Below are 24,754 nucleotides of genomic sequence, written 5' to 3' on the forward strand. Positions count from 1 at the left end.
CAGCTGACCGCTTTTGGCTTGCCCGCGCAGCAAAATTCTGCTATCTTTCTCCAAGCAAAGCTTTCTCATCCTGCCCCAAATCAAAAATGAAAACAACATAACGGATCAGGGACACCTTGCATTTGTGGCTTGAGCCGCAATTGCTGTGCTGTTTAGGGCACAGCTTGGGCAAGGGTTTCAGCGCTAAAAACTAGCAAGCAACTCAGGCTAGCCTAGCTGTCTGATTGCGGTGCTATAAACAAGTATGATTTGTACGCTCCTGTAAATGCACAATTTAGAGACTATCTACAACTGCTGCTGCAACACTACCCGGAATCCTGGGATTTCATCCGGGCTATGGCCCCAGCTGGGGCGTGGCTGCTGTCCAATAATTCCCCCATTGAAAAAGCCGTTGTCGAACCTCGCTTTTTTGAACTGCTGCCAACCGAAAGCGAGGCCGCAGGCGGCAGCCTGAGCCAGCTTTTCACCCCAAAAAGCTGGGGCCGGCTACTGAACGCCCTGAGCAGCGAGGGCCCAGCGCTGTTGATTTTGCAACTTCAAGCACAGATGCAGCCGCTCCCCTTCCTGCAATGCGCTATACGGCACCTGCCCCCATCCCCTTCCTGTAAGGGCGGCACCATTATCGGGTTCAGCCAGCAGCCCAAAGGCCTGTTCGAACCTGTAAAGGCGCCTTTCCCCATTGTAAGGGGAGAGAAAGGGGCCTATACCGCTATTTTCAGCCTGGAAGGCGGCCTATTGCACTACAATCGTGCATTTGAAGCCCGGTTCCTCCAATCGGCTACTGACTGGAAAGGCGCAGCAGGGCTACTCCCGGGGCTGAAAGAAGCCTGTGCTGCGGCCGCCGCATCTGCCAACGGCAAGTTAGAAACAGCACTGAGCTGCCGCGCCGTTTCTGGGGAAGCAGTATGGGTGCAATGGTCTTTTGAGCTGATGCAGCAGGAGGAAGGAAGGGCAGTTGTGGCCGGTTTGGGCTACGAAGGCCCAAGGCCAGGCCCCATTTATGAAAACTATACCGCCCTGATCAATAGCCTTAGCGATGCTTTGCTGACTACCGACTTGCATGGCCGCATTATTTTTGCTGCCACAGGTTGGGAACGCCTTTCCGGCTATGCTCAGGCTGCTGCTACGGGCACCTATATCGGCAGCTTCTGCCACCCCTCCGAAAAAGATGCCTTTCATTATTTCCTTGCCGCTATCCGCAGGCACACCCGCCCGTTGAGGCAGGAGCATCAGCTCAGGCTTGCCAACGGCAACTGGGCCTGGGTGGAAACTCAAGGCACTTTCGACATACAAAACGGCCGCATCATCCTGTCAATACGGAGCGTGCATGACCGCAAACAGGCTGAGCAAAAGCTACAGGAAGCCAACCTGCTGCTGGAAAAAGCACAGCAACAAGCTAAAATCGGAGGCTGGAGGCTCGGCCTAGGCCACGGCGAGGTCATTTGGACCGAAGAGGTCTACCGGATACACGAGGTTGGCTTCGACTTCAAACCTGACCTCAGCAAAGGGCTGCTCTTTTACCACCCTATGAACCGGGCAGAGCTGGCCGAGGCCCTTGACAAAGCCCAGCACCAAGGGGCCAGTTTTGATCTGACCCTCCGGTTCAAGGGGCTCAAGCAGACCCCAAAATGGGTCCGGTTAACGGGAGAGCCAGAATGGGAAGGAGGTAAAATCATCGCCATCAATGGCTTGATACAGGACATAACCCGCGAGCACAATGCCCTGCTCGAGCTAAAGCGGCACCGGGCTCAACTGGAGAACATCACCTCCAACATACCGGGCGTGGTCCTTCAGATCCGGTTCGCAGCAGATGGCAGCGCCAGCATGCCCTACCTCAGCGAAGGGGCGGAGCGGCTGTGGGGCTACACTAGCCAACAGCTGAGCACCCTGCCTATGGAGCTGGAACAGGTCATACACCCTGAGGACCGAGCGCCCCTGCGGCAGTCTTTCCTGGCCTCGGCCAAAGACCTGTCGCCCTGGTCTTTTGAGTGGCGCATTGTAAACGCCAAGGGCCATACCTGCTGGCTGAGCGGGAAAGGCGCTCCAAAACCAACCGCCGATGGGGGGATCACCTGGGATTCCATCGTCTGGGATATCACCCACCGTAAAAAGGCAGAAGAGGAAGCCATTAAACAAGCCGCCATGCAGCGGATCTTGATGCAAATGGCTTCAGAGTACATCAATATCCCTGCCGATCAAGTGAAAGAGGCGATTCAGCAGTCCCTACGGGAAATCGGATCCTTTGTCGGTGCAGACCGGGCCTACCTCTTTGAGTACGATTTTGCCCACCAAACCACTTCCTGTATTTTTGAATGGTGCGCAACAAAGGTGTCTTCAGAAATCGCCAACCTCCAACAGATACCTTTCGAGGGCATAGAGCCCATTGTAGCGCACCACCAAAGAGGGGAAAGCTTTGTTTTGGAAAATGTAGCCGAGCTGTCCTATCCGGTCATGAAAAATCACCTGCAGCTACAGGGCATCAAGAGCTTGCAGACTGTCCCCATGCTGCACAATGGGGAATGTTTAGGGTTTGTCGGGTTCGACTATGTCCAAAAATCCTATAGCGGCAATGAGCATGAACAGCAACTCCTGCTCCTATTTGCCCAGATGGTGGTCAACATTCGGCTGCGGGCACAAGCACAGGCCCAAGTGGAGGAGAGCCAAGAGCTGCTGCAGAAGCTTACCGCCAATGTGCCCGGCGCTATTTACCAGCTCGACCGGGCTGCAGATGGCCAATACAGCTTGCCTTTCATCAGCGCGGGCATTCAATCCCTAACGGCTTATTCCCCAGAACAGATTCAAAAAGATGCTTACCTGGCCGCCTCCATTGTCCATCCTAAGCACTTACAGCGCTTAGCCAGTATGGTAAAGTCTTCTGCTTTGAGATTGAGCCCATTGGAAACCTCCTTCAGGTCTGTGCAGCCAGACGGGAGCGAAAGGTGGCTGTACACCATTGCCACCCCAGAGCGCAGCACAGATGGCACCACCTCTTGGTTTGGGATTATACAAGACATCACTGAGCAGAAAAAGCTGGAGGAAGTACGGAAGTTCGCCCAGCAAATGGAAGCCAAAAACAAGGAGATGGAGCAGTTCACTTATGTGGCTTCCCACGATCTGCAGGAGCCTCTCCGGACCATCCGCAGCTTTGCCGGGCTTTTGGCCCAACGGTATAAAGGGCAGCTGGATGAAAATGCCGACCAGTTCCTGCACTTCATCACAGATGCTGCCGGGAGGATGAGCAACCTGATCAAAGGGCTGCTCGAGTACAGCCAGATTGGGCAAAAAAAGAAGAGGGAAGAAGTAGACCTGGAGGAAGTGCTCCAAAGCATCTTGGCAGACTTCAGCACCCTCATCCAGGAAGAACAAGCTACCGTACTGGCCCATGGCCGCCTGCCCGTCCTGGCCGGCTACCGCACTGAGCTACAGGGGCTGATGCAAAACCTGCTGAACAATGCCATAAAATTCCACCGGCCAGGCATCCCGCCAATTGTGGAGATACAGGCTTATCGGGAGGAGGGCCAATGGGTGCTGTCGTTCAAAGACAATGGCATTGGCATACCTGCGGATCAACAAGCCAAGGTTTTTCATCTGTTCCAACGCCTCAACCCCCGGGAAGCTTATGAAGGCACAGGCATTGGGCTCGCGCACTGCCAGAAGATTGCAGAGCTGCATGGGGGCCGGATATGGATAACATCGGAAGAGGGGAAAGGGAGCACTTTCTTTGTTTCCCTCAGAGAGGCTCATGGCCCAACGCTTTACTGATGGCATTGGGCGGGCTAGTGAGCAGGCCATTGAACGATGGGCCTGGGCTTATCATTTCTCCGGCACCCCCTTGAAAGCCTGTTCTTCCCGCTCGATGTTCATCGTCGGGGTACCGCTGAAGTTTTCGACTTTGCCGGTAAAGCAGGCTTTTTCGTTAGACAAGACTTCCTTGGGGTCATAGGGAAAGTTGGGCAAGTCTTTTTTCCTAATAAAAACTGAGAACACCTGATTGGGGAAAGGCTTATCCAAGTTGATCCAAAGGTTGCCGCTGCGGCTGTAGCGCGTGCCAACGACCGTGCCACAGATGGTCACCTCTTCGTTCTGGCCCATGTACTGTTTAGCCTGTACGGTATTGAAGTGGTTGCGGGGCAGGGCCGGCGGGTATAGTGGCTCTACCCCTCCTTCCGCAATTTCGGGCAGCCACTTGGCTTTGTCCGCCTTCTGCTCCACCTTTGCCTCCAATTCATCTTCCAGCCCAGAAAAGAAATCGAGCCCGGTTATGGCTTCCACCTGATCAACCGGCACGGCGAATGTGGCCAGGGGGTAATCCACTTTCTCATTGGGCAAGATGAAGCCGATGGCATTCTCATCGGCCGGGTCATAAACCACCTTAAAGAAACGCTTGGGGATAGCAACTTTATTCACCGACCGCTCGATGACGGCCAGCCCTTCCTCCAGGACAGGCCCGGTCACTACATAAAGCTGCCGGGGGCTTTTCCCATTCAGGTACCCCCGGATGACGGCCTCCAGCTCAGCCCAGCGCTCCCGGTTCAATGCGGCTACTTGGGGCGACATATTGGAATAGAAATAAGACTCGCTGAGCGCCCGCTCAGACCAGCGGAAATCGGCAGAAGGGGCCAGGTGCCCCCTATCGTACCCAAAGCCATCGTATTCGTAGGTGCTGTCTGCCTGCAAGTACTTGAGGAAATAATCTGCTTCCACCGCCGTGCCAGTAGCCACTTTGGGGTCCGGCCTGAAATCGTTCGTGCGCCCGACGGTCCCTTCCAGCACATCAGGCAAAATAATATGCGCTACCCAGCGGGCTTGTTCGAAGGGCTCTGCGTAGGAAAGCGCCATGGCGCTGTGCATGATGTAATCTTCTCCGGGCAGCCCCATCGCAAGGAGGTCGCGCTGTACGCGGCGCAGTTTAATGTCTTCCAGCTCCAGAAGCAGGGCCTGCCGCTGTTCCTCGAGCTGATCGAGCTGTGATTGTATACGCTGCAGCTCTTGCTCCAAGGGCTGTGCCCAAAGCGCTAGACTGGCCAAAAGGAGTAGGGCTGTGACCCCAATTGCTTTTTGCAGTAATACTCGCATCATGTTGTATCAATTATTAGCCAAAGTTACAAAAGGCCAATGTCATCTTTGAGGGCATAAGCCAAAATATCGCAGGGATTTAAGCCTTGCCGGCAAAAGGAGGGGATTGGACTAGCGCTGCGCAGGGGTGGCAGCCCGTTAGGGCCGAGCGGACAGCGAGCCCCGGAGCATAGCGACCCGCGCCTTTGGGCGCGGGGAGGCCCCATCCCTTCTAGGGTGCCTGTGTTGAGTTATTGTTTCACCACCCGCGCCCGGTACTGATTTTGGCCCGATGCAGCTTTCAGCCAATAGATGCCCACGGGCCAGGCGGACAGGTTGAGCACCTGCTCGCCGGCTGGCAGCGGCCCAGACCACATCAATTGGCCAGTGAGGTTGTACACCTTAGCGTCGGCTGCTTCTGGCAGCACCACGGTCACTTGCTCAGCGGCGGGCATAGGGTATACCTCCAACTGTGCGGAGCGGTGGCCCGAAATGCCGGTAGGGCTGCCAACGGGCACATCTGTATGGTAGGCCATCAGCCCGCCCCTTTCGTTGCCCACCAGCATTTCCAACAGCCCGTCCCCGTCTAGATCGGCAATGGCAGCCCGGCTTTTAATGCCCGGGCGAAGCCCGCCCATGCGCTCCGCATCTAAATTGAAGCTGCCGCCGATATTGCCTTCTATCTGATTGTAAGCCTCTATCTGCCCTGCTTCTGTGCCGACCAGGAGCAGGTAGCTCCCGTTTTGATCCAGCACCGTTGGGGCAGAGTAACCGGTAATGCTGCCCGGCACGGCCGCATTGATATTGCCAAGCGCTAAGATATTGCCCGGCGCTTCAGTATCTGGGTTGAAAGCAGGCTCCTGTGGAGTGCCGGTATTGCGGAAGAAGTTGATGTTGCCTGTGCGCTCCCCGATGATAAGATCGGGCAGCCCGTCCCGGTCCAAATCGGCGATGGCAGGCACCGAAGTGCTCCCGACGTCGATGCCCATATAATTGTACTGCCAGGGGCCGAACGACAAGGTGTTGCCGGGCCCAGCGGTGTTCTCTGCATAAAAGAGCTTGCCCAAGACCTCCCCGACCACAATATCGAGATCGCCATCGCTGTCCAGGTCGCCGAAAGCTGGCGCGAAGTGCGTGTAGGTAGAGAAAGCGGAGAGCCCCAGGTAGTCGTCGTCTACCAGTTCGAAGGCAGGGGCTGTAGCAGTGCCTGTGTTTTCAAAGAGGTAAAGCCGGGTATCTTTTTCGCCAGCAGGCTGATAGGCACCGATATTGCCCACCACCAGGTCGAGCAGGCCGTCGGCGTTGTAATCTACGAAAGCCGGGCTTGCCCCTGTGCCCAAGTCGATCATATCCTCCACGAGGAAATCCCGCTGGGAGAAAGTGAAAGCAGGTATTTGCTGGGTGCCGGTATTCTGATAGACCCAGAGCACTTCGCGGTCTTCGGAAATATTGACAGAGTTGGGGGCGGCGAGCAAGTCGGGCAGGCCATCGAGGTTGGCGTCTGCCAGGAAAGGGGTTGGGAATAGGGGCAGGTCAACGGGCACGCCGGCTGCGGGGAAGCCCACCTCCTGTTCGTTTATCCAGGCCTCATCGCAGTCTCCCCCGTTGTGCAAGAAATTGAGGGTAGGGTAAGAGACATCGCCCAGAATGAGCTCTTTATCGCCGTCGTTGTCGGCATCAAAAGTGAGCAAGGTACTTCCCGGGTGGCGCTCTTCCAATGTCCCGCCCAGCCCGTCGAAGCATTCTCCCGGCGCATCGGCCAGGCCCACCTCCTGCTCTATGCTGTTTTCGAATATCCCGCCCCAACAGTTTTCTTCCCTTACAAAACGGAGGCTGTCCAGCCCGTACCCTTGCTCCACCGACTGATTGGCGTACAGCTCGATAAAGCCGCCTGAAGGGTTGAAGGTCAGGATATCCAGATCGCCGTCACAATCCATATCGTCTATGGCAGGGTAATCCACATTGCTAATATAGAGCTGTGTAGGGGAGCCCGTGGGCGGGGTGAAAGGGATGATATTTTTGGGGTGGGCCAATGGCAGGCGGTCGAATGCGATATGGCCATTCTCAAAGCGCCCGGTGAAGACTGCTACCCCTTGGATGGCCTCCATACGCTGCGACTGAGTGAAAAGGTCCACAACTCCGTCCCCGTTGAAATCGCGGAGGATGACCCAGTCTGCGGCCCCTTCCGGGAAATATTGGGCGAAACCAGGGGAATAGACATATTCCCCACCCGAGCGCAGGTAGACGAGGTGGACGTTGCCCGTCCGGTCGAGCAGGTACAAATCATCCTGCCCATCGCCGTTGAGGTCTGCCTGATTGGGCTGAGGATTGTTCAGCCCCCCTGCAAAGGGGTACTTCAGGCTTTGCCCGCCAATGGTTACGGGGATATCCATAGGCGTATAGAACTGTGCCTGCAAAGCGAAAGGCAAAAGCAGGTAAAGCAGGGTACGCAGAGCGTTTTTCATATTTCGGAAAATTGGTGGATTATCGAAATCTTCGTTAATTGTGTGCTTCCACAAACAAATCTATCTAAGAGCGCCATCTTTTCGCAACCACTCTTAAGGAGTGCAGCAAGCCCACACAAGCGGCTCAATTTATAAAAAGCAAGCATGAAAAAAGCTTACACCCTCAGTTTTCTCCTCATTTGTTGTCTGTATGCCACATCAGGTTTGTCCGCACAGTCATTGGGCGATAATTATGAGCTCAGTGCTCAGCGGGGCGCTCTGGTATTCAATACTTCAGTGGAGGACGGGTCATACACCGTGGAGGTGAACGGCGAAGCGCAGCGCCTTTTGGTGGAACAGGGCAAGAGCGAGCTGCCTGTTGAAATAACGCCCCGCGGAACGCTACTGCTTGTGAAGACCGGCCCCAAAGCGTACCGGCTTTACCACCTCTCTGCCCTGAACGACGGCACGCCGCGCCTTCGGGGCATCCCGATGTGGCTGAGCATCATCCCCCCTTTGGTGGCCATTTTCCTGGCCCTGCTGTTCAAGGAAGTCATCGTATCCCTTTTTGCGGGGGTCTGGGTCGGGGCCTTCATTGCTGGGGGCATGCGGCTGGGCTCCGTGTACTATACTTTGCTGAGCCTTTTCGACGTGGTGGAGCGCTACGTCATACAAGCGCTGGCAGACACCGGGCACCTCTCCATTATCGCCTTCTCCATGCTCATTGGGGGCATGGTGGCCATCATTTCCCGCAATGGGGGCATGGCTGGGGTAGTGCTGGCCTTCTCCCGCTATGCCCGTACGCCGCGCAGCGCCCAATTCATCACCTGGGTGCTGGGCGTAGCCATCTTTTTTGATGACTACGCCAATACGCTGATCGTGGGCAATACCATGCGCTCGGTTACGGACAAGTTCAAAATCTCTAGGGAGAAGCTCGCTTATATTGTAGACAGCACAGCTGCCCCTGTGGCCTCGGTCGCTTTCATCACCACCTGGATCGGGGCTGAGCTCGGGTATATTGATGACGGGCTGCTGCAGATACAGGCACAGATGGGGGACGACCTCGGGCTTACGCCTTATGGGGTATTCCTCAGCTCGCTGAAGTACTCCTTCTACCCTATCCTGACCCTAGCGTTCATCCTGATGCTGATCTATACAAAGCGGGACTTCGGCGGTATGTACCGGGCCGAGCGCCGGGCGCGGGAAACGGGGGCTGTTTTCGGCACCCGCAGTGCAGCGGAAGAGGAGGATATGGAAAACCTGGACCCTGTAGCAGGCGCGCCGTTGAAGTGGTACAATGCGGCTATCCCTGTGGGGCTGGTCATCCTTGTCACCCTTTATGGGCTCATGGATACAGGCTTGGCCAGCACCTATGGAGAGCTAGCGGCCGCAGGCGTTGCGCCGGGCAGTCAGGGCTGGGGAGCAGTCTGGGGAGCGATGGGCGAACTGCCGGAAGTAGAAGGCGGTTTTTTCCTAAAAGTTGGGAAGCTGATCGGCAACTCTGATTCTTACGTAGCCCTGTTGTGGGCCTCCCTGAGCGGCGTCATCGCTGCCATACTGCTCACAGTAGGCGGCCGGATCATGAAATTGGCGGATGCGGTGTCCACTATGGTGACCGGTTTTAAAGCCATGCTGCCCGCCATCCTGATCCTGACAATGGCCTGGTCGCTGGCAGCGACTACCGAAGAGCTGCACACTGCCACGTTCCTCACCTCTACCCTACAAGATAGCATCAACCCTTACCTGATGCCTGTCATCATTTTCATATTGGCGGCCGTGATCAGCTTCTCTACCGGATCGAGCTGGAGCACAATGGCCATCCTCTACCCTATTGCGATACCTACCACCTGGGCTATCTGTTCGGCTCAGGGGATAGACGAAGCGCACAGCCTGGAGCTGTTGTTCAATGTCATTTCTGTCACACTGGCAGCATCTGTGCTGGGCGACCACTGCTCTCCGATTTCCGATACGACCATCCTTAGCTCCCTGGCCTCCGATTGCAACCACATCGACCACGTACGCACACAGCTGCCTTATGCCCTGACGGTAGGCAGCGTGGCGCTGACAGCCGGGTGGCTATCGACTTTCCTGGGCGGGGGCTGGGGTATTTGCCTGCTCTTGCTGGGCATCGGCCTGGCCATCCTTTTTGGGGTCGTCTGGAAATTCGGGAAACCGGTAGACCATTAACCTGAATAGCAAACAACAACCAGATATAACCATGAAAAAATTACTCCTATTTGTCTTTATTGTGCAATTGGGGCTTTCAGCCAAAGCGACCGAGGGCATGTGGCTGCCGCTGCTGCTTTCTCAGCTGAATGAAGCTGAAATGCAGAGCTTGGGCATGAAAATGACCGCTGAGGACATCTACAGCGTCAATCAGGGGAGCCTGAAAGATGCCATCGTGCATTTTGGCGGCTTCTGTACTGGGGAAGTCATTTCCAGCCAAGGGCTGGTACTGACCAACCACCACTGCGGATACGGGCAGATACAGTCCCACTCTTCGCTAGAGAACAACTATTTGCAGGACGGATTCTGGGCGGGGAGCCAAGCCGAAGAGCTGCCCAACCCTGGGCTTTTTGTGACCTTTATCGTACGTATTGAAGATGTCACCGATGCGGTACTGGAAAACGTCACAGAAGATATGCACCCTAAAGAGCGGCAATCTTGGGTAGATAAAAACCTGCCTGGCGTGGAAGCGGCGGCTGAACTGGAAGCATTCCAGGAAGCGAAAGTACGAGCCTTCTTCGAGGGGAGCAAATACTACCTTTTTGTAACCGAAACGTACCGGGATATCCGCCTTGTCGGTGCGCCGCCGTCGAGCATTGGGAAGTTTGGCGCAGATACCGACAATTGGGTCTGGCCCCGGCATACTGGCGACTTTTCGCTCTTCCGTATCTACGCGGGCCCCGACAATAAGCCTGCTGAATACAGCCCGGACAACAAGCCGTTCAAACCGCGCCACCACTTGCCCATCTCCCTGGATGGGATTTCCGAAGATGATTTCACGCTTATTTTTGGCTTCCCAGGCCGTACGGAGCAGTACCTGCCTGCGGTAGCTGTGGAGCAGCGGGTGGAGGTGGTGAACCCCGTGCGCATCGGGATCCGCGACCGGGCGCTGAACGTCATCAATGCGGCGATGAAGGCTGACCCGGGCGTGCGCATCCAATATGCGAGCAAGCAGTCACGGATTGCCAATGCCTGGAAAAAGTGGATTGGCGAAAGCCAAGGCATACTCGCTACCGGGGGCATTGCCAAAAAGCAGGCTTATGAGGCCGAATTTGCCCAACGGGTGAAAGCAGACCCTGATTTCCAAAAACGCTATGGCGGCCTGCTGCCAGAATTTGAACGGTTGTATACCGAAATGGGCCCTTACATCAAAGCCAATACGGCCGTGGGGGAAATCGCCGGGCGCAATATCGAGCTGTTCACCTTAGCCAATACCCTGCACAGCATCGTGAAAATGTACGATTCTAGCGGTGCGCCAATGGTAGACAGCCGCATGGGCCGGATCGCTGATTTTATCGACCGCTTTTACAAAGATTACTCCCCTGAGCTTGACCAGCAGGTTTTTGCAGAGCTCATGGCCTATTATTTTGAAGAAGTCGAGCCTCAGTACCAAGCACCTTTTGCCGTAGAGCAATATGTAAATGCAGGGAAGACAGGCGAGCAGCTGGCTAAGATCGTATTTGCCAAGAGCCGCCTGCCCAAGCCTGAAGCGCTGAAAGCAGCTATGGAGCAAGGCCCCGAGGCTTTTGTCAAGCTGATCCGGGAGGACTATGCCTATGCCTTGGTGCGCAGCATCTCCGAGCACAACGAGCAGGGGGCCGAACAGGCTTACCGCAAGCTCAAAGATGAGATTGATGCCCTGCAAGAGCAATATATGCGGGCACAAATTGCCGTGTTCCCGGACCGCCGCTTCTACCCCGACGCCAACAGCACCATGCGGGTCACCTATGGGCAGGTCAAAGGCTATGCGCCAAAAGATGCAGTGCGCTATGAGCCTGTCACCTACCTTGATGGGGTCATCCAAAAGTATGTGCCCGGAGACTATGAATTCGATCTGCCTCAAAAGCTTATCGAGCTGTACGAGGCGAAAGATTATGGTGAATATGGCAGCGAAGGCAAAATGCCGGTATGTTTCATTGGGACCAACCATACTACAGGGGGCAACTCGGGCAGCCCTGCCATAGATGCCCACGGCAACCTCATTGGGCTCAATTTTGACCGCGCCTGGGAAGGGACGATGAGCGATCTCAACTATGACCCATCTATCTGCCGGAACATCATGGTCGATGCCCGCTATATCCTCTTTATCATTGACAAGTTTGCCGGTGCTGGGCACCTCATAGAAGAAATGGACCTGGTCCACCCGAAGGCGCCATAAAGCGCGCTCCAAGGTGGCCAAGAGCAGGAGAAAGTTGAGCCTCATCCGCTAGTGCTACGGGCGCTGCAAAGGTGGCGGCATCGACTTTCGCCTGCTCATACTCTGCCGGCAAGCCGCTGCCGTTTGGCTCCATGTCAACCTCAGTCGTGGCCTTACCTGGCCCCTTTTTCAGCCCCCTTCCCTTTTCATAAAGCTACAATCTAAGGTCTTTCCTACCCCAAGCCGGCAAAGCAATCAGGCACAAACCCTTGCCCTCCCCTCCCCAAGAAACACTAAACATGTATCACCTGATCATCTTCTAGCAGCGGCATGAGCTTATAGCGCAGATAGAGCTGCGTAGTAGCCAATACATCTTTTTCGCAATAGAACGAGATGCGCTTCAGGTCTTTTTCCTCCCAATACACCCGGCCTACATCGCTGCCGTCGATATCGTCCTTGGGCGAAGGGAAGCCCAATACTGCTGCCAGCAGCTTTAGCGAAGTGAAGTTTTTGCGGTCGCCAAAAGACCACATCTCCATCGTATCTACAATGTGCTTGGTCTCCCACGGCTTTTTGCCAGACAGGTCAAACGGTGCAGGCAAAGGCATTCGGTTGATGATGAGCCTCCGGCAAATGTAGGGGATGTCAAACTCCTTTGCATTATGCCCGCAGAATCCGTACTTGGCCGCATTATTGTAATGCTTGAATACCAGTTGGCTGAACTCGTGCAAGAGCTCTGCTTCGTTTTCACTGGCAAACGACTTGAGCCGGATGTGCAGCTTTTTATCTTCTTTGTCCCGGTACACAACGCCTACGGAGATGCACACAATCTTGCCGAACTCTGCAAAGATCCCTGCTTTCTGACTGTAGGCCGCAGCGACTTCTTCCTCCGTCAAAGGCGCTAGCTGCCCACGGGCCAGCTGATTGGCCTTTATTGCCCAAAGGGCTTGCATGTCCTCGCTCAGTGCATTGTAGGCAGGCTTGCCCGATACGGTTTCAATATCCAAGAACAAAATATTGGCGATATCCATATGTAAACTGGCGTTTTGGTGGTCAAAAACTAGAGCGCCTGCACTTCATGAGCAGGCCTGTGCTACTATGCTAAGATGACGCAAAGACTGCCCGATTCCATAAACCGGCCAGCTGGCAGCGCTCAATTTTCCGCCGGCTTGGCGCTCCTGCATGGCTGAGCTGCCTCCTGCTTTTCGCTGGCATGGCTTTCAAAATACAAAAACTGCGTTTCCAAGGCAAAACCATATCCGAAATAACCAAACTTAGTGCGCCGGGCCAGTATAGCAGGAAAAAGGAGCTGTTATAACCCTGCCATGCTGCCCGGCGAATCCAGCCTACAGAATGCCCGCCCCTGCCGTAAGGAGGGGGCTGCCCCTGCCAGCGGGCAGGTGCCGCTATGCTCCGGGGCTCGCTATCCGCTCGGCCCTATCGGGCTGTACACCCCTCCGCAGCGCTAGCCCGGTGCCATGATCGTGCCTAAAAGATGGGGACATTTGGGTTTGCGCCCAAGCCAACGAACGGTGGCTTAAAGCACAGATGCCACTGTGCCCTCTTGCGCCCGGCATGACGGATAACATAATCGCATGCAGCTGCAGCTTGGACATAAAAATGCCCGGCTGCTTTTCTTGAAAGGCAGCCGGGCATCCTTTTTCTAACCGTACACTGCTATCCCTTAACGGAGGATGGTCACATCCCCCCGCAAGATTTCTGCCCCGCCGATATCAAGGCGAAGGATATAGTAGTAGGTACCGTCCGGCAGGTCTTTGCCTTCCGAATTTTGCCCGCTCCAGTTGTTGCCGTAAGGCTGCGCCTGGAATACGATATCACCCCAGCGGTTGAAGATGATCAATTCGTTATTCGGATACTTGCCGGGGTCGATCAGCAACTGATCGAATACGAGGTTGTCGTTCAGGCCATCCCCGTTAGGAGTGATGCCATTAGGCGTTTCGATCTCCACGCTATCGCGCTGAATCATGACCTGCACAATGCCCGTATCACAAAGCGTAGGGCAATTGGCGTTGCAAAGCTCGTAGCGGAACTCATCTTCTGCGGAAGCGAACAGCGTAGTGGTCAGGGTATACGCCACTTCTCCCCCGCCCAATGTATCTACCTCGCCCAGTGCGGGGTTGGTGATGAAGGCCAGGTTGTAATCCGGCACGCCGGTCAGGTCGTCGTTGGACAAAACATTGAGCACGCCCTGATTGCCGCCTTCCTCGAGGTCGAGCAGATCGTTTTGGACAGCAGGCCTGAGCTCAGGCGTCACAGTCACAGCAGCAGAGCTGTAATCCGGGCAGCCATCAAAGGACAGGGTCCAAGTCAGCTCGCTTGAGGCAATGCCCAAGTCGATCACTTCCGTTACGGCTTGGGTATCAGCTACGACAACAGCCTGGCCGCCAACGGTCCAAAGCCCGGTCGCCCCTTCCGGAAGGTTAGCACTGACAAAAGCCCGCCCATCGCAGGTGATGCTGTCGACCTGAGCTGCTGCATCGGGCAGGGAGTTGTCCAATACAATAGATACGACCTCCGAAGTGTCCGCACAGCCCGTAGCTGTATTCGTAACAATAAAGATATAGTCGCCTACTGCGTCCACTGTCGCGGTGAGCGCAGTGACAGGCACCGGAGGCATTGCGCCGGCATCTACAGCAACCCACTCGTAATCATAAACCGCCCCTTCAGAAGAGCCCGCGCCGTCTAGGGTAAGCGTCTCTCCACAGCCCAATACATTATCCATAGTACTGCTGACTGCCATGGGCGCTTCAGGGTCAAGGGAGACAGTGGTAGCGGCCATGGCTTCACACCCGTTCTCCGGATTAGTGACCGTCAGGTTGTAAGTGCCCGGGGCATCTACGTCCACTAGGAATGAGCCCGTTGCGGGGCTGACGTTGCCGTCCATGCTGCTCCAGCTGATGTCAAACTCCCCGTTGTTGCCAAAAGAAGTGGCATCAAGGGTGACGGTCTGCCCGGCACAGCCCAAGAAGCCCGGCATAGCGATCTCGCCCTGCGGGGCAAGTGTATCTGCAGCGACTTCAAAAACGACAACAGAATCACAGCCATTCGCCAGGCTAGTCAGCGTGAGCTGATACGTACCGGGGCCGGCAACACTAGCGGTCAGCGTGCCCGCATTCGGTGTGACCACAGCTCCATCAATCGCTTCCCAAACTGCATCGAAGTCTGCTGCATCGCCAGTAGGCCCTGCGCTGAGGAGCACGCTTTCGGCCACACAGGTGAAGTCTTCAGGCATTTCTGTCAGCACAGCGGGGGGCGTGGTATTCTCATCTACCATTACAGTATCCATGCTGGTACAACCTGTAATGGCATTTTCTATCATAAAAATGTAAAGGCCAGGCGCAGCAGCTTCAAGCGTAGCCTCATTGCCAAGGGCATTGCCCGCTGCATCCATCCAAGTATAAAGGGTGGTGTCCTGTGCAAAATCAGAACCGGCGGCATCCAGTAGAACGGTCTCGTCATCGCAAGTGATCGACAGCATGTCCGCTGCGAACTCAATCTCAGGGAACACACGGATATCATTGACCACCAGCTCGTTGACGCCAACACAGCCGGTAGCGGTGTCCGTTACCATGAACTCATAAATGCCAGGCGCTGTCACACCTACCGTGAAGGGGTTGCCAGGAGTGGTGATGACATCCCCGGTCCACGCGTAAACGAGGTTGTCCAAGTTGAGCAGCTCTTCGTTGGCCAAGCTCAGTGCTACATTGACGGTATCCGGCGCGTTGCAATCGTAATCATAGATGCCAATTTCGGTTGGGGCCCCGATCACAATCTGCGGCACCTCTCCATCTGCAGTCACTTGGAAAGGCACGCCATTGGTGAAGCAGCCTGTAGCAGGGTTGGTCACCCGGAGACGGTAAATGCCAGGGTTGGCAATCGGCGTGGTAATCACTTCCGGCCCGCCGATGCTCACGGTGTCTACGACAACCCCGTCCTGAATGCGCTGCCACACATAGATATAGTCGTCGTTGACCTCTGAGCCTGTGCCATCGAGTAGGCCCATATTATTAGTACAGCTGATGGAAAAACTGGTGTTGGTCATCACCTCAGGCCCTTCGGTATCGGATGCGACAAATACCGTATCTGTAGTGATACAGTCGGAAACCACATCCCGCAGGGAAAGCACGAAGGTGCCGCCGTCAACAATCTCAAGTGTTGGCTGATTGAAAGGCCCTTGTGCAGCACCCGCTGGCCCGGTCCAAGTATAAACAATGGTAAAGTTGGTATCGGTCATAGAGGAGCCTGTTGCATCTGCAAATACCGCCGGGGTATTGCAATCTATATACAGGGAATCTTGCGCCAGCTGTATCTCCGGGAAATTGCGTACATCGACGATCTCGCGCTCGATAATGGCCTCACAGCCTGTTTCCAGATTGGTCACGGTCAGGGTGTAAAGCCCTTCTGTGTCAAAACGGGCAACGGTGTCCCCTTCTGTTTCTGCGATGGGCCCGTCCCACACTGCTGAATATGCGCCTTGCGGCAAACCGATGTTCACAGCCAGCGCAACGGTATCGCGGTTGCAAGTCAGGGTCTGTGCAGGCGTAACCGTGACCGCCGGGGGCAAGGTGTCAAGAGCTACCATCACGGTATCCGTGTTGATACAGCCGCGCAGGGTATCTTCTACGGTAAGGATGTAAGTGCCGGCAGCGCCCACAGGCTCCTGAATATTGGTGCCCACATCTTGGTTGAAATCAGCGCTGAACCAAGCATAGATCACATTTTCCCCAGTGTCTGAGCCTGAGCCATCAAGGGTGGCGGTTTCGCTATCGCAAGAGATCAGCCCCTGCACCTCCGCAACAGCAACCGGAGGGATGGTGTCGTAGGCTACCGTGACAGAAGCGGAGGCCGTACAACCTGTGGCGTTGTCTGTGATCGTCAGGCCGAAAGTACCGGGCACGATAACCGTCGGCTCCAACAGCCCCTCCGTGCCAGGCTCCAGCTGACCGCCGTCGGCTGAAGACCAAACGGGCACAACGTTGCCTGGGCTGGCGTTTGTAACGCTGACATTCAGATCTACCGGCACATTCCGGCAGTCAATGACGGCACCTTCCTCAATGCTTACCGCCGGCAGAGAGGCCTCAAGGGAAACCACTGTAGAGTCCAATGCGGTACAACCGTTATCATTGTTGACGACTTCAAAGAAGTACACCCCGGGCTGGTCCGTTGCATAAGTCTGATTGCCGGACACCTCGTTGCCGCCTGCATCGAGCCAGCGGGCAGAGAAGTTCAGGATCTCTTCAGAGATGAAGCCGTTGAGCGTGGCTTCGTTATTGCAGCCAACGAATACCGAGTCGCTGCCCGGGCTCGCCAGGATGAACGGCACCTGCGTGTCTATGTCCACTGTGATGGAATCCGTTACGCTACAACCGCTATCGATAAAGGAAACGGTCACTACGTATGTGCCAGAATCAGCAGCCATAACTGCTCTGGTGTCCGCCAAGAAACCGTTCGGGCCGGTCCAGCTATAATCGACGCCTGCCTGCTCTTCTACAGAAAGCCCGACAGCAGGCTGATCACAGGTGATCACAGGGGGCTCCGCCTGTTCAAAAGCTACCACAGGAAGCTCGGGGGCAAGCAGCTGCAAGGTATCCCTGACAAAACAGCCTGAGCTATCGTCCCTTACCTCGATTACAAACTGCCCTGGGCCGCGTGCGAAAATGATCCGCCCGTTGCTCGCACCACATATCTGCCCACCCTGGGAAGCCGTCCACTGATAAGAGACGTTGGGGTTGTCCATGGTGCTTGTCGCCTGTGGATTGAGGAAGTTTGCGTTGTCGCAATCCCCACAATTAGCGATGCGGTCGGGGCCAGCATCGACAAATAAGTCTGACCCGCCTACAGGCACGGTGATGGTATCGGTAATGATGAGCCCTGTCACATCAATGACGGTCACAATAACCTCTCCCGCAGGCAGGAAACGTGCCACCGGGCCAAATTGTGGAGGGGTAGTGCCCCAGCTGAACGCGTAGGGCTGATTGCCGCCGGAAACGACAAGGCGGATTTCGCCATCTTCCACGCCCGGGCAGCTCTCGGGCGTGACCAATACGCTGTCAATGAACAGGCGGTTGTCTATGCAAACAATTGCTGATTCATCCAACAAACTGCCGGTCCCGTTCAGGGTCTCGACCATTGGAGCGGGAGCATCGCTGACACTAACCTGATAGCAAGTATCCGCTGGGCCAAGCAGTTCAAAGCACATTTCGAATACGGTGGTTGAATCGGCCAGGGTGGTGCCTGCCGCATCCCCAAAGCTGAAACAGGCACTGCCTACCGGCTGCCCGGCAGGGTCTACTGTCAAGTTGGGAAGCACGCCAGAATTATTGAGCTCCACGAGGTTGAGGGAGCCGGGCGCCCAATTGATGCAGAAGTCGCCAGAAGTGATATCCGTAAATTCTCCTACTTTAAAAGGCACGCAGACCGTGTCGCGCAGATCGCCACTGACATTTCCGCCAACTAGCCAAAAGCCGTCGGGGCTCAGGATACAGTAGTCGCCGTTGATGCCGGTCAGGCCTATATTTTCCCCGTTGGAAGAAGCGGTGATGACCTCTGCCTCGAGCGGGTCGCTGGCAATCAGCAAGCTGTTGCAGACGCCCGCCAAAGCTTCGTTATCAGGTATACGGAAGCACAGCGTAAAAAGGTTGCTGCCTTCAGGGAGCGTGACCGGGGTATCGGGGTCATATTCGAACAAGATCTGTCCGCCGCCTACACCGAAAAGATTGAAGTTGGCAGCAGAAGCGCCGGGGAGTATCATGTTCTGAATGCCGCCCGCCAAGATGAACTCCAATTCGCTCGGCTCGAACACTAGGGAGAAGGTCATGCGGTCTACCTCTACAAAGTTAGAAGCAGCAAAGTCGAAGCAAAGGGTATCCCCGGGCTGCCCTTGCAGGGCTCCGGTCATATCAATGACTACCCCAGGCAGTTGGTTCACCTGCACCTCACAGTTCGAAGGGTTGATGCCAATGCTTGGCTGATTGTTGATCTGTGCTACGTCTTCGTTGTTGTTGATGAACTGGAACGGGCTGTTCCCGCCCACGCCGATCACGTCGAAGCATACCTCAAACAAAACATCACCTGCTGTGCGGTCCTGTGCAGGGCCGTCCCATTCAAAGCCAAGTATGCCGTTGTTCGTATTGGCCACATTAAAGCCCGTAGCATTTAAGCCGGGCAGGCCAAAGCCCTGTACTCCGGTGTAAGCAAGGATATTCGGGTTCCAGGTCATCAGGAAGGCCAGGTCGGTCACGTCTTGAAAATTGCCGCCGGCTTCTACTTCCACACAGATCGAGCTGTTGGGGTCTACTGGCGCGCCACAATCTGCTGCGACTTCCACGCCCTGTGGGTTGCAGGGGCCCACTTCGATCAGCCCTTCCCGCTGCCCAACCTGTATGTTGTTAAAACCGCCCATAAATTCGTTGGTCGCTTCCGGACGGAAGAAAGGCTGCCCGGGCTGCTGATCCGCAATGCTCACTAAGATATCGCGCGAGCAGGAGCCCGGCTCCAAACGCAGGCACAATTGGAAAATGAGCGTGCTGTCGTTTACAGAAATGGTATTCTGCGGCGGAGGTGCGCCCCATGATACGGTGATCGAGCCTTCCTGCACGCCGCCTGCGTTCAATGGTGTGCCAAAACTTTGCAGGCTGAGGTTGGGCAGGTTCTGAGGCACAACTACGCTTGCAAACTTGGCCAGTGTGGAATCCCATACTACCGGGAACTGGAAAGAAGAGAGGCTGTCCAGGCCTGAGACCGTGAAATCCAGGCATACCAAATCCTCTTCATTGCCCTGCCCATCGGCAATATTAACGATGAAAGGGCGCACACAAGTAGAGATATAAGCCGGCTCGACAAACGTCTGTAGGTTGACGCAATTGCTGTTGTCTTTTGTGGTATAACGGTTAGGGCCTACCGTTACAGCCGTAGCATCTCCGTAGGCCTGCAGCGTACGGAAGCAAAGGCGGAAAATGGTAGGGCGGCAAGTATTGCCGCAATCGTCGAGCGTGACCCCCTCCCCTTGGGAGATGGTCTCGCAATCTTCCACCTGCCAGGCCATATTCAGGGTGCCTGCGTTGGTCAGCGTGAAGTTGTCCTGCGTGAGCCCATCTAAGTTGAGGGCGGTTACTTCTACAAATTCCAAGACGGTGGAGTCCCAGAGCATATTGAAGTCTGTCTCTGCAATATTCGAGAAGTTCTCTACAGTGACATCGATACAAAACGTCTCGTTGACACAGGGGTTTTCTTCCGGTTGTTCAAAATACATGGTGTAGGCAACGTTCTGAGCGGCCAGGCTGGCAGCACCAGCTATCAGGAACATCAGTAGCGCCAAAGTCCTCTTCTTCATAAAAAAGTTGAGTTTGGGGAATATGATTTGAGTATGCATGGGAGAAACCATTATAAGGTGGTAGCCGGCAACTTAGGGGCAGCCTCCGGCCGTAGATGATTCAGGTCAAATGAAAAGGCAGTGTACATGGCGTCTGGCCTAACGGTAAAGGGACATCGTCAGGTTGATCTCATGCGTCGACCCTGCAGTGGGGCCAAAGGAGCTGAAAGAGTAGTCGAAGCCGTAACCTATGCGGAAGGTATTGTCAAAGCCGGACACATCTCCAAGCACCACTCCTGTTTCCAAGTGGGCAGTGCCCGCTGTAGAGCCACCTGCCCCTACCCAAAAATTGACAGGCGTGTAATAACGGAGGTTGAAATCTGCGTTGAAAGGCGCCCCTTCTGTGTATTTCACCCAAAGGGAAGGCTCAAGAAAGCTGTCGTTGTTGAAAAATGCATAGAAGCCCAGCATGCCATAATAGTGCTGTACCCGCTTGGTCTGATACTCACCTGCTTCATTCTGGAAGGTGAGGTCGAGCCCAAACACTTGAGGCACGGACAAACCGGCGTAAAACATATTATCATTGCGCCCTACCATACTGTAGTAGTACAGCCCAAGCCCTAAGTCTGGGAAAAATTGTGACTGATCTGCGGTGCCGACCACGTCGCCTTCTTCCCGCAAACGGATCTGGGAAGCGTCTACCCTGAAATTGACCGCACCTGCGCTGAGGCCAACGACAAAACCGCTCTCCTCCGGGTTGGGGGAAAGGACACCGGCAATGCGCCCATAAGCGCCCGTAAAGCCCGTTGGGCCCGTCTGATCATTGATCAGGTAGCCGCCCGTCATGATAGAAACGCCAGAGCCGCCGCTATTGACGTAAGAGCCCCGGAGCGTTTGCGTGGTGGGCGCGTTGTCCAGGCCTACCCACTGAGCACGGTAAGAGCCCCCAAAGGTGATGTTCTGCCCGAAGGCTAAAAAATCAGACTCCATGCTGGCAGGGTTGATCACCGTGGCATTTTCTCGGTACTGTGTGAAAAGGGAAAGTTGCTGCGCCTGTAGGGATGCCCCCCCGAAAACCAGGCAAGCCAAGAGAGAAAGACAGGTCGTTACTCGCTTCATGGGATAAGTTTTTGAGATGCGCAAAGTTAGAAAATTTAAAGCTCGAAAAACAAGGATTCATGTCAGGGCCATTCTGAATGGCCACAATTCCAGCATCAGATGATTGATCTGTTGCTTTCGCGCTTCAAAGGCTCACCTCAAAAACAAGGGGATGGCAGATGCAGCATCTATTGGAGGTGCTGCCATAAGGCAAGCCCCTAACTTTTGGCTACGGTCTGAAATGGGCATAAATAGGCTGATCAGGCTATTGCAGCACTGTCAACCTACCCCATTTTTGTTTTTTGATATGTGTACCTCTCAAAACGCAGCAGCGAAGATTTCGCCGCTGAAACTGCCAGGATTAAGGCCAAATCCCCCACGTTTGCGCCGCGCGGGAGGCCGTCTGGCAAAAGCAAGCCCAAATTTATGTTTTTGGGCTCAGATTAGTGTATTTTATGTATGTAATTTTTTCCGCCTTGTGCGCAAAGGTGCGCTCAGGCACAAAGCAGCCTGCCTTTGGAACGGAACAGGCATGGCAGATATTCCTGCGCCCGCCCCCTAGTTTTTGACTTTAACATACCGCTCGACGGGCTTACAGATAAGACTTAGACTTGTGGTTTTTGGCCTTAGGCCCTCTTGCCCGGGCGAAAGTAAACCCCGGGTGTATGGCAAAGCTGCCGGTCTCGCCTTTTTTGTTGACCGCCAAGAAGCCCGCTTGTATGTCTTTGTAGTAGCTGCCCTGCTTGCGGACAATCCGCATCACCGCTTCCCGGCAAGCCTCTTCCGGGCTTGCGCCCTGCCGCATCAGCTCCACTACCAAAAAGGAGCCGCAGGCTTTTACGATGGCTTCGCCCATCCCTGTGGCCACTGCCCCTCCCACTTCGTTATCGACAAACAGCCCGGCGCCGATGATTGGGGAATCCCCTACCCGCCCATGCATCTTGAAGGCCAGGCCGGAAGTGGTACACGCGCCAGAGACATTGCCCTGCTGATCAAGGGCAAGCATACCTATGGTATCATGGTTTTCGATATTAATGATGGGCTTGTAGGATTCCGTTTTTTTCCATTCTTCCCATGCTTCTCGGGAGGCCTCGGTCAGCAGGGGCTCCTCTTTGAAACCCTCCTGCAGGGCAAACTGCCGGGCGCCTTCTCCGGCCAACATCACATGAGGGGTTTCCTCCATTACCCGGCGGGCCACACTGATCGGGTGCTTGATATCCTGTAGGAAACAGACCGCGCCACAGTTGCCGGCTTCGTCCATAATGCTGGCATCCAAAGTGACCCGGCCTTCCCGGTCAGGGCGCCCGCCGTAGCCCACGCTTTGATCATTGGGGTCTGCTTCGACCAGCCTCACGCCTTGCTCTACCGCATCGAGCGCCCGCCCGCCCCGGGCGATCACCTCCCAGGCTTTGCTTACGGCTGCATCGTTGTTCCAGGTGGCAATCACTGTCGGGCCAGGGCCTTTGCCTGAACGAGCTGTGCTCCCCAGGCCTCCAATCGTGCCGATGAGGCCGGCTGATGCACTGGCCAGAAATTTCCGTCTTGAGTTCATTTTTCTTTTTTTGCTCTTGTTTGGGTATCGATCCGTCTTAATCTATTGGCTATTTCAGCCCGCAATAATACGGGCTGTTTGCGCATACAGTAAAATAAAAGTACAAATTAAGCCCGGATCAGCTCCATGATCCCTCAAAATTAACTGTTGCATTGGGTGTGAGCGGCGGCGGGCAGACAAAAATACCGCAAGGCGCTGCGCCCTTAGTGAGCCGGTTGGGAGCGCTTAACTGGCGCTATGATGGCATCGGCCTAGCGCTGCGAAGGGGTGTACAGCCCGATAGGGCCGAGCGGACAGCGAGCCCCGCAGCATAGCGGCACCTGCCCGATGGCAGGGGCAGGGCCCCACCTTTGCAGCAGGGGCAGGCCCAAAACAGCAATCTGATTTCCGCTAAGGCAACATTGCTTCAACGGTGGAGGGGGGCAGCAATCGTGGTGTCTCCAGGCAATTGCCAATGGCCAGACAGGCTAACGAGCAGCCCTACACTATGGAGGCGGGCGCTCAGCTGCTGCTGTACCGCTTCTGGCAAACAGACTTGATGCTCATCGGCAAGCTGCCCGTCCGCATTGGCATCAAGCGGAGGACACCCCTCCTCCCAAGGCTTCCCCGGCAAGAATGGGCAGCGGTCGTCTAAGTCGGCCAGCCCATCACGGTCGGCATCCGGGCAGCCAAGGGTTGCTTTCAGCCCGGGGGATGCAGGGCAGCGGTCTTCCCGGTCGGCCACCCCATCGCCATCGGTATCGGGGCAGCCATTCAGGGATCTTGGGCCGGGCTCGTCCCGGCATAGGTCTTCCAAGTCTTCTATCCCATCCTCATCGGCGTCCGGGCAGCCTCTGGCCGACCACGGCCCCGGCACCTGCGGGCAGGCATCTTCCTCATCGGCAATTCCATCCCGGTCGCGGTCCGGAGGCAATAGCCGGTACGTAAGCCCAAGGCTGACCTGCGGCATCCAATCGGCATGTGCCGGGTTGCCGCTGTGGCTCACGCCATCCAAATGGTCCGAAAAGGCCGTCTGTGTGACTGCTTCCACAAAGATGGCAGACCTGAGCCCCAAATCGTATAACATCCCCCCGCCCACTGCTATCTCCAGCTGCCACGCGGTAGCCCCGCGGGCTTTGTCCTGATCAATATACGCTGATAGGCGGTCTATCTGATTGCCAGAAAAGTCAGGGCGGACCACCGAACGCAATAGCCCTCCGCCAGCCAACCCATAGGGCGTCAGCGAACGCTTGAAGGCCCTGGGCCCAGGGTAACGCCTCTTTTCCCATGGGCTCCAGGCCATCGACAAATGGGCCCGGGCATACCTGCCCGAAAAGCGGAAGCCCCGCTGCGCAAGGGCTGCGCCATCCTCTGCCGCTAGCTCGCTGTACTGCAAACGGCCCTGCAGCTGTAAAGCCGGGCTGAGCCTGCGGGACAGCCCGGCGCCAAGCAATAGCCCGCTCTGTTCTGGCACCGGCATCAATGCTTCTCCCAAATCGCCCTGATAGCCTTGGAGCCCCGACCATAGGCTGAACGACCAGCTGGCGGGCTGAGCGGCCACCTCCTGGCCCGCCAATGCCCCTATCAGCCATATACTAAGCGTCCATATTGTTTTCCTCCTGCTCATGGTAAAGTCTGTGTTTGTTCCTCATCCATAGCCCGCAAGGCACAATGGCCAATCCGCCTGCCCCTTGCTGTTGTGCAAACGGGCGGCAACTGAACTTCAGGTGCCCCACCCCGCCCATAGGGCTATGGCATCAGGCAGGAGGGCACAGATGGGTTTGTATCCGTATAGAGTTGCTTGGGCACCGGCGCTCCGTCCAGCAAGTACAGCAATAAAAATTTGGCACGGCTTTGGACAGGATCTACAGGAAAGGCTTACTGACAAGTGCCGGCAAAGATAGCGCCCGTTAAATACATAGACAATTATT

General features: G+C 55.6%; 10 protein-coding genes. 3 read left to right on the forward strand and 7 right to left on the reverse strand.

Going from position 1 to position 24,754, the window contains the following annotated elements; genetic code table 11:
* Positions 1 to 249: 249 nt before the first annotated feature.
* Complete coding sequence (locus tag FRY97_RS19675; RefSeq protein ID WP_147169322.1) at positions 250 to 3,762, forward strand: PAS domain-containing protein; 3,513 nt, start codon at positions 250 to 252, stop codon at positions 3,760 to 3,762.
* 51 nt (positions 3,763 to 3,813) lie between these two features.
* Here the strand turns inward: FRY97_RS19675 and FRY97_RS19680 are convergent, their stop codons facing one another.
* On the reverse strand, positions 3,814 to 5,079 hold the full coding sequence (locus FRY97_RS19680; RefSeq protein WP_147169324.1) for a DNA/RNA non-specific endonuclease: 1,266 nt from the start codon (positions 5,077 to 5,079) through the stop codon (positions 3,814 to 3,816).
* A 227-nt stretch (positions 5,080 to 5,306) separates the two neighbouring features.
* Positions 5,307 to 7,520, reverse strand: a complete 2,214-nt coding sequence (locus FRY97_RS19685; RefSeq protein ID WP_147169326.1) for a T9SS type A sorting domain-containing protein — start codon at positions 7,518 to 7,520, stop codon at positions 5,307 to 5,309.
* Between the two features lie 144 nt (positions 7,521 to 7,664).
* Between FRY97_RS19685 and FRY97_RS19690 the strand changes: the two genes are divergently transcribed.
* Positions 7,665 to 9,686 (forward strand): Na+/H+ antiporter NhaC family protein, encoded by a 2,022-nt coding sequence (locus tag FRY97_RS19690; RefSeq protein ID WP_147169327.1) that lies wholly within the window; start codon positions 7,665 to 7,667, stop codon positions 9,684 to 9,686.
* 31 nt (positions 9,687 to 9,717) lie between these two features.
* Positions 9,718 to 11,883, forward strand: a complete 2,166-nt coding sequence (locus FRY97_RS19695) for a S46 family peptidase (protein ID WP_147169329.1) — start codon at positions 9,718 to 9,720, stop codon at positions 11,881 to 11,883.
* Positions 11,884 to 12,155: 272 nt separating this feature from the next.
* Here the strand turns inward: FRY97_RS19695 and FRY97_RS19700 are convergent, their stop codons facing one another.
* The 5 genes from FRY97_RS19700 to FRY97_RS19720 all read right to left on the reverse strand — a co-directional run bounded on the left by FRY97_RS19700 (position 12,156) and on the right by FRY97_RS19720 (position 24,450).
* A complete protein-coding gene (locus FRY97_RS19700; RefSeq protein WP_147169331.1) occupies positions 12,156 to 12,893 on the reverse strand; it encodes a 3'-5' exonuclease in 738 nt (245 codons plus the stop codon).
* Positions 12,894 to 13,546: 653 nt separating this feature from the next.
* The gene (locus FRY97_RS19705; protein WP_170254768.1) at positions 13,547 to 20,215 is read right to left on the reverse strand and encodes a T9SS type B sorting domain-containing protein; all 6,669 of its coding nucleotides are present in this window, start codon (positions 20,213 to 20,215) and stop codon (positions 13,547 to 13,549) included.
* A gap of 138 nt (positions 20,216 to 20,353) precedes the next feature.
* Positions 20,354 to 21,313: a PorP/SprF family type IX secretion system membrane protein gene (locus FRY97_RS19710; protein ID WP_147169334.1), complete on the reverse strand. Its 960-nt coding sequence runs from the start codon at positions 21,311 to 21,313 to the stop codon at positions 20,354 to 20,356.
* A gap of 571 nt (positions 21,314 to 21,884) precedes the next feature.
* Entirely contained in the window at positions 21,885 to 22,844 is a 960-nt protein-coding gene (locus FRY97_RS19715) for a N(4)-(beta-N-acetylglucosaminyl)-L-asparaginase (RefSeq protein WP_147169336.1), read from the reverse strand.
* A 406-nt stretch (positions 22,845 to 23,250) separates the two neighbouring features.
* Positions 23,251 to 24,450, reverse strand: coding sequence for a thrombospondin type 3 repeat-containing protein (locus tag FRY97_RS19720; RefSeq protein WP_147169337.1), 1,200 nt, complete (start codon positions 24,448 to 24,450; stop codon positions 23,251 to 23,253).
* Positions 24,451 to 24,754 lie beyond the last annotated feature (304 nt).

The sequence above is a fragment of the Phaeodactylibacter luteus genome, assembly GCF_007993045.1.
Lineage (GTDB): Bacteria > Bacteroidota > Bacteroidia > Chitinophagales > Saprospiraceae > Phaeodactylibacter > Phaeodactylibacter luteus.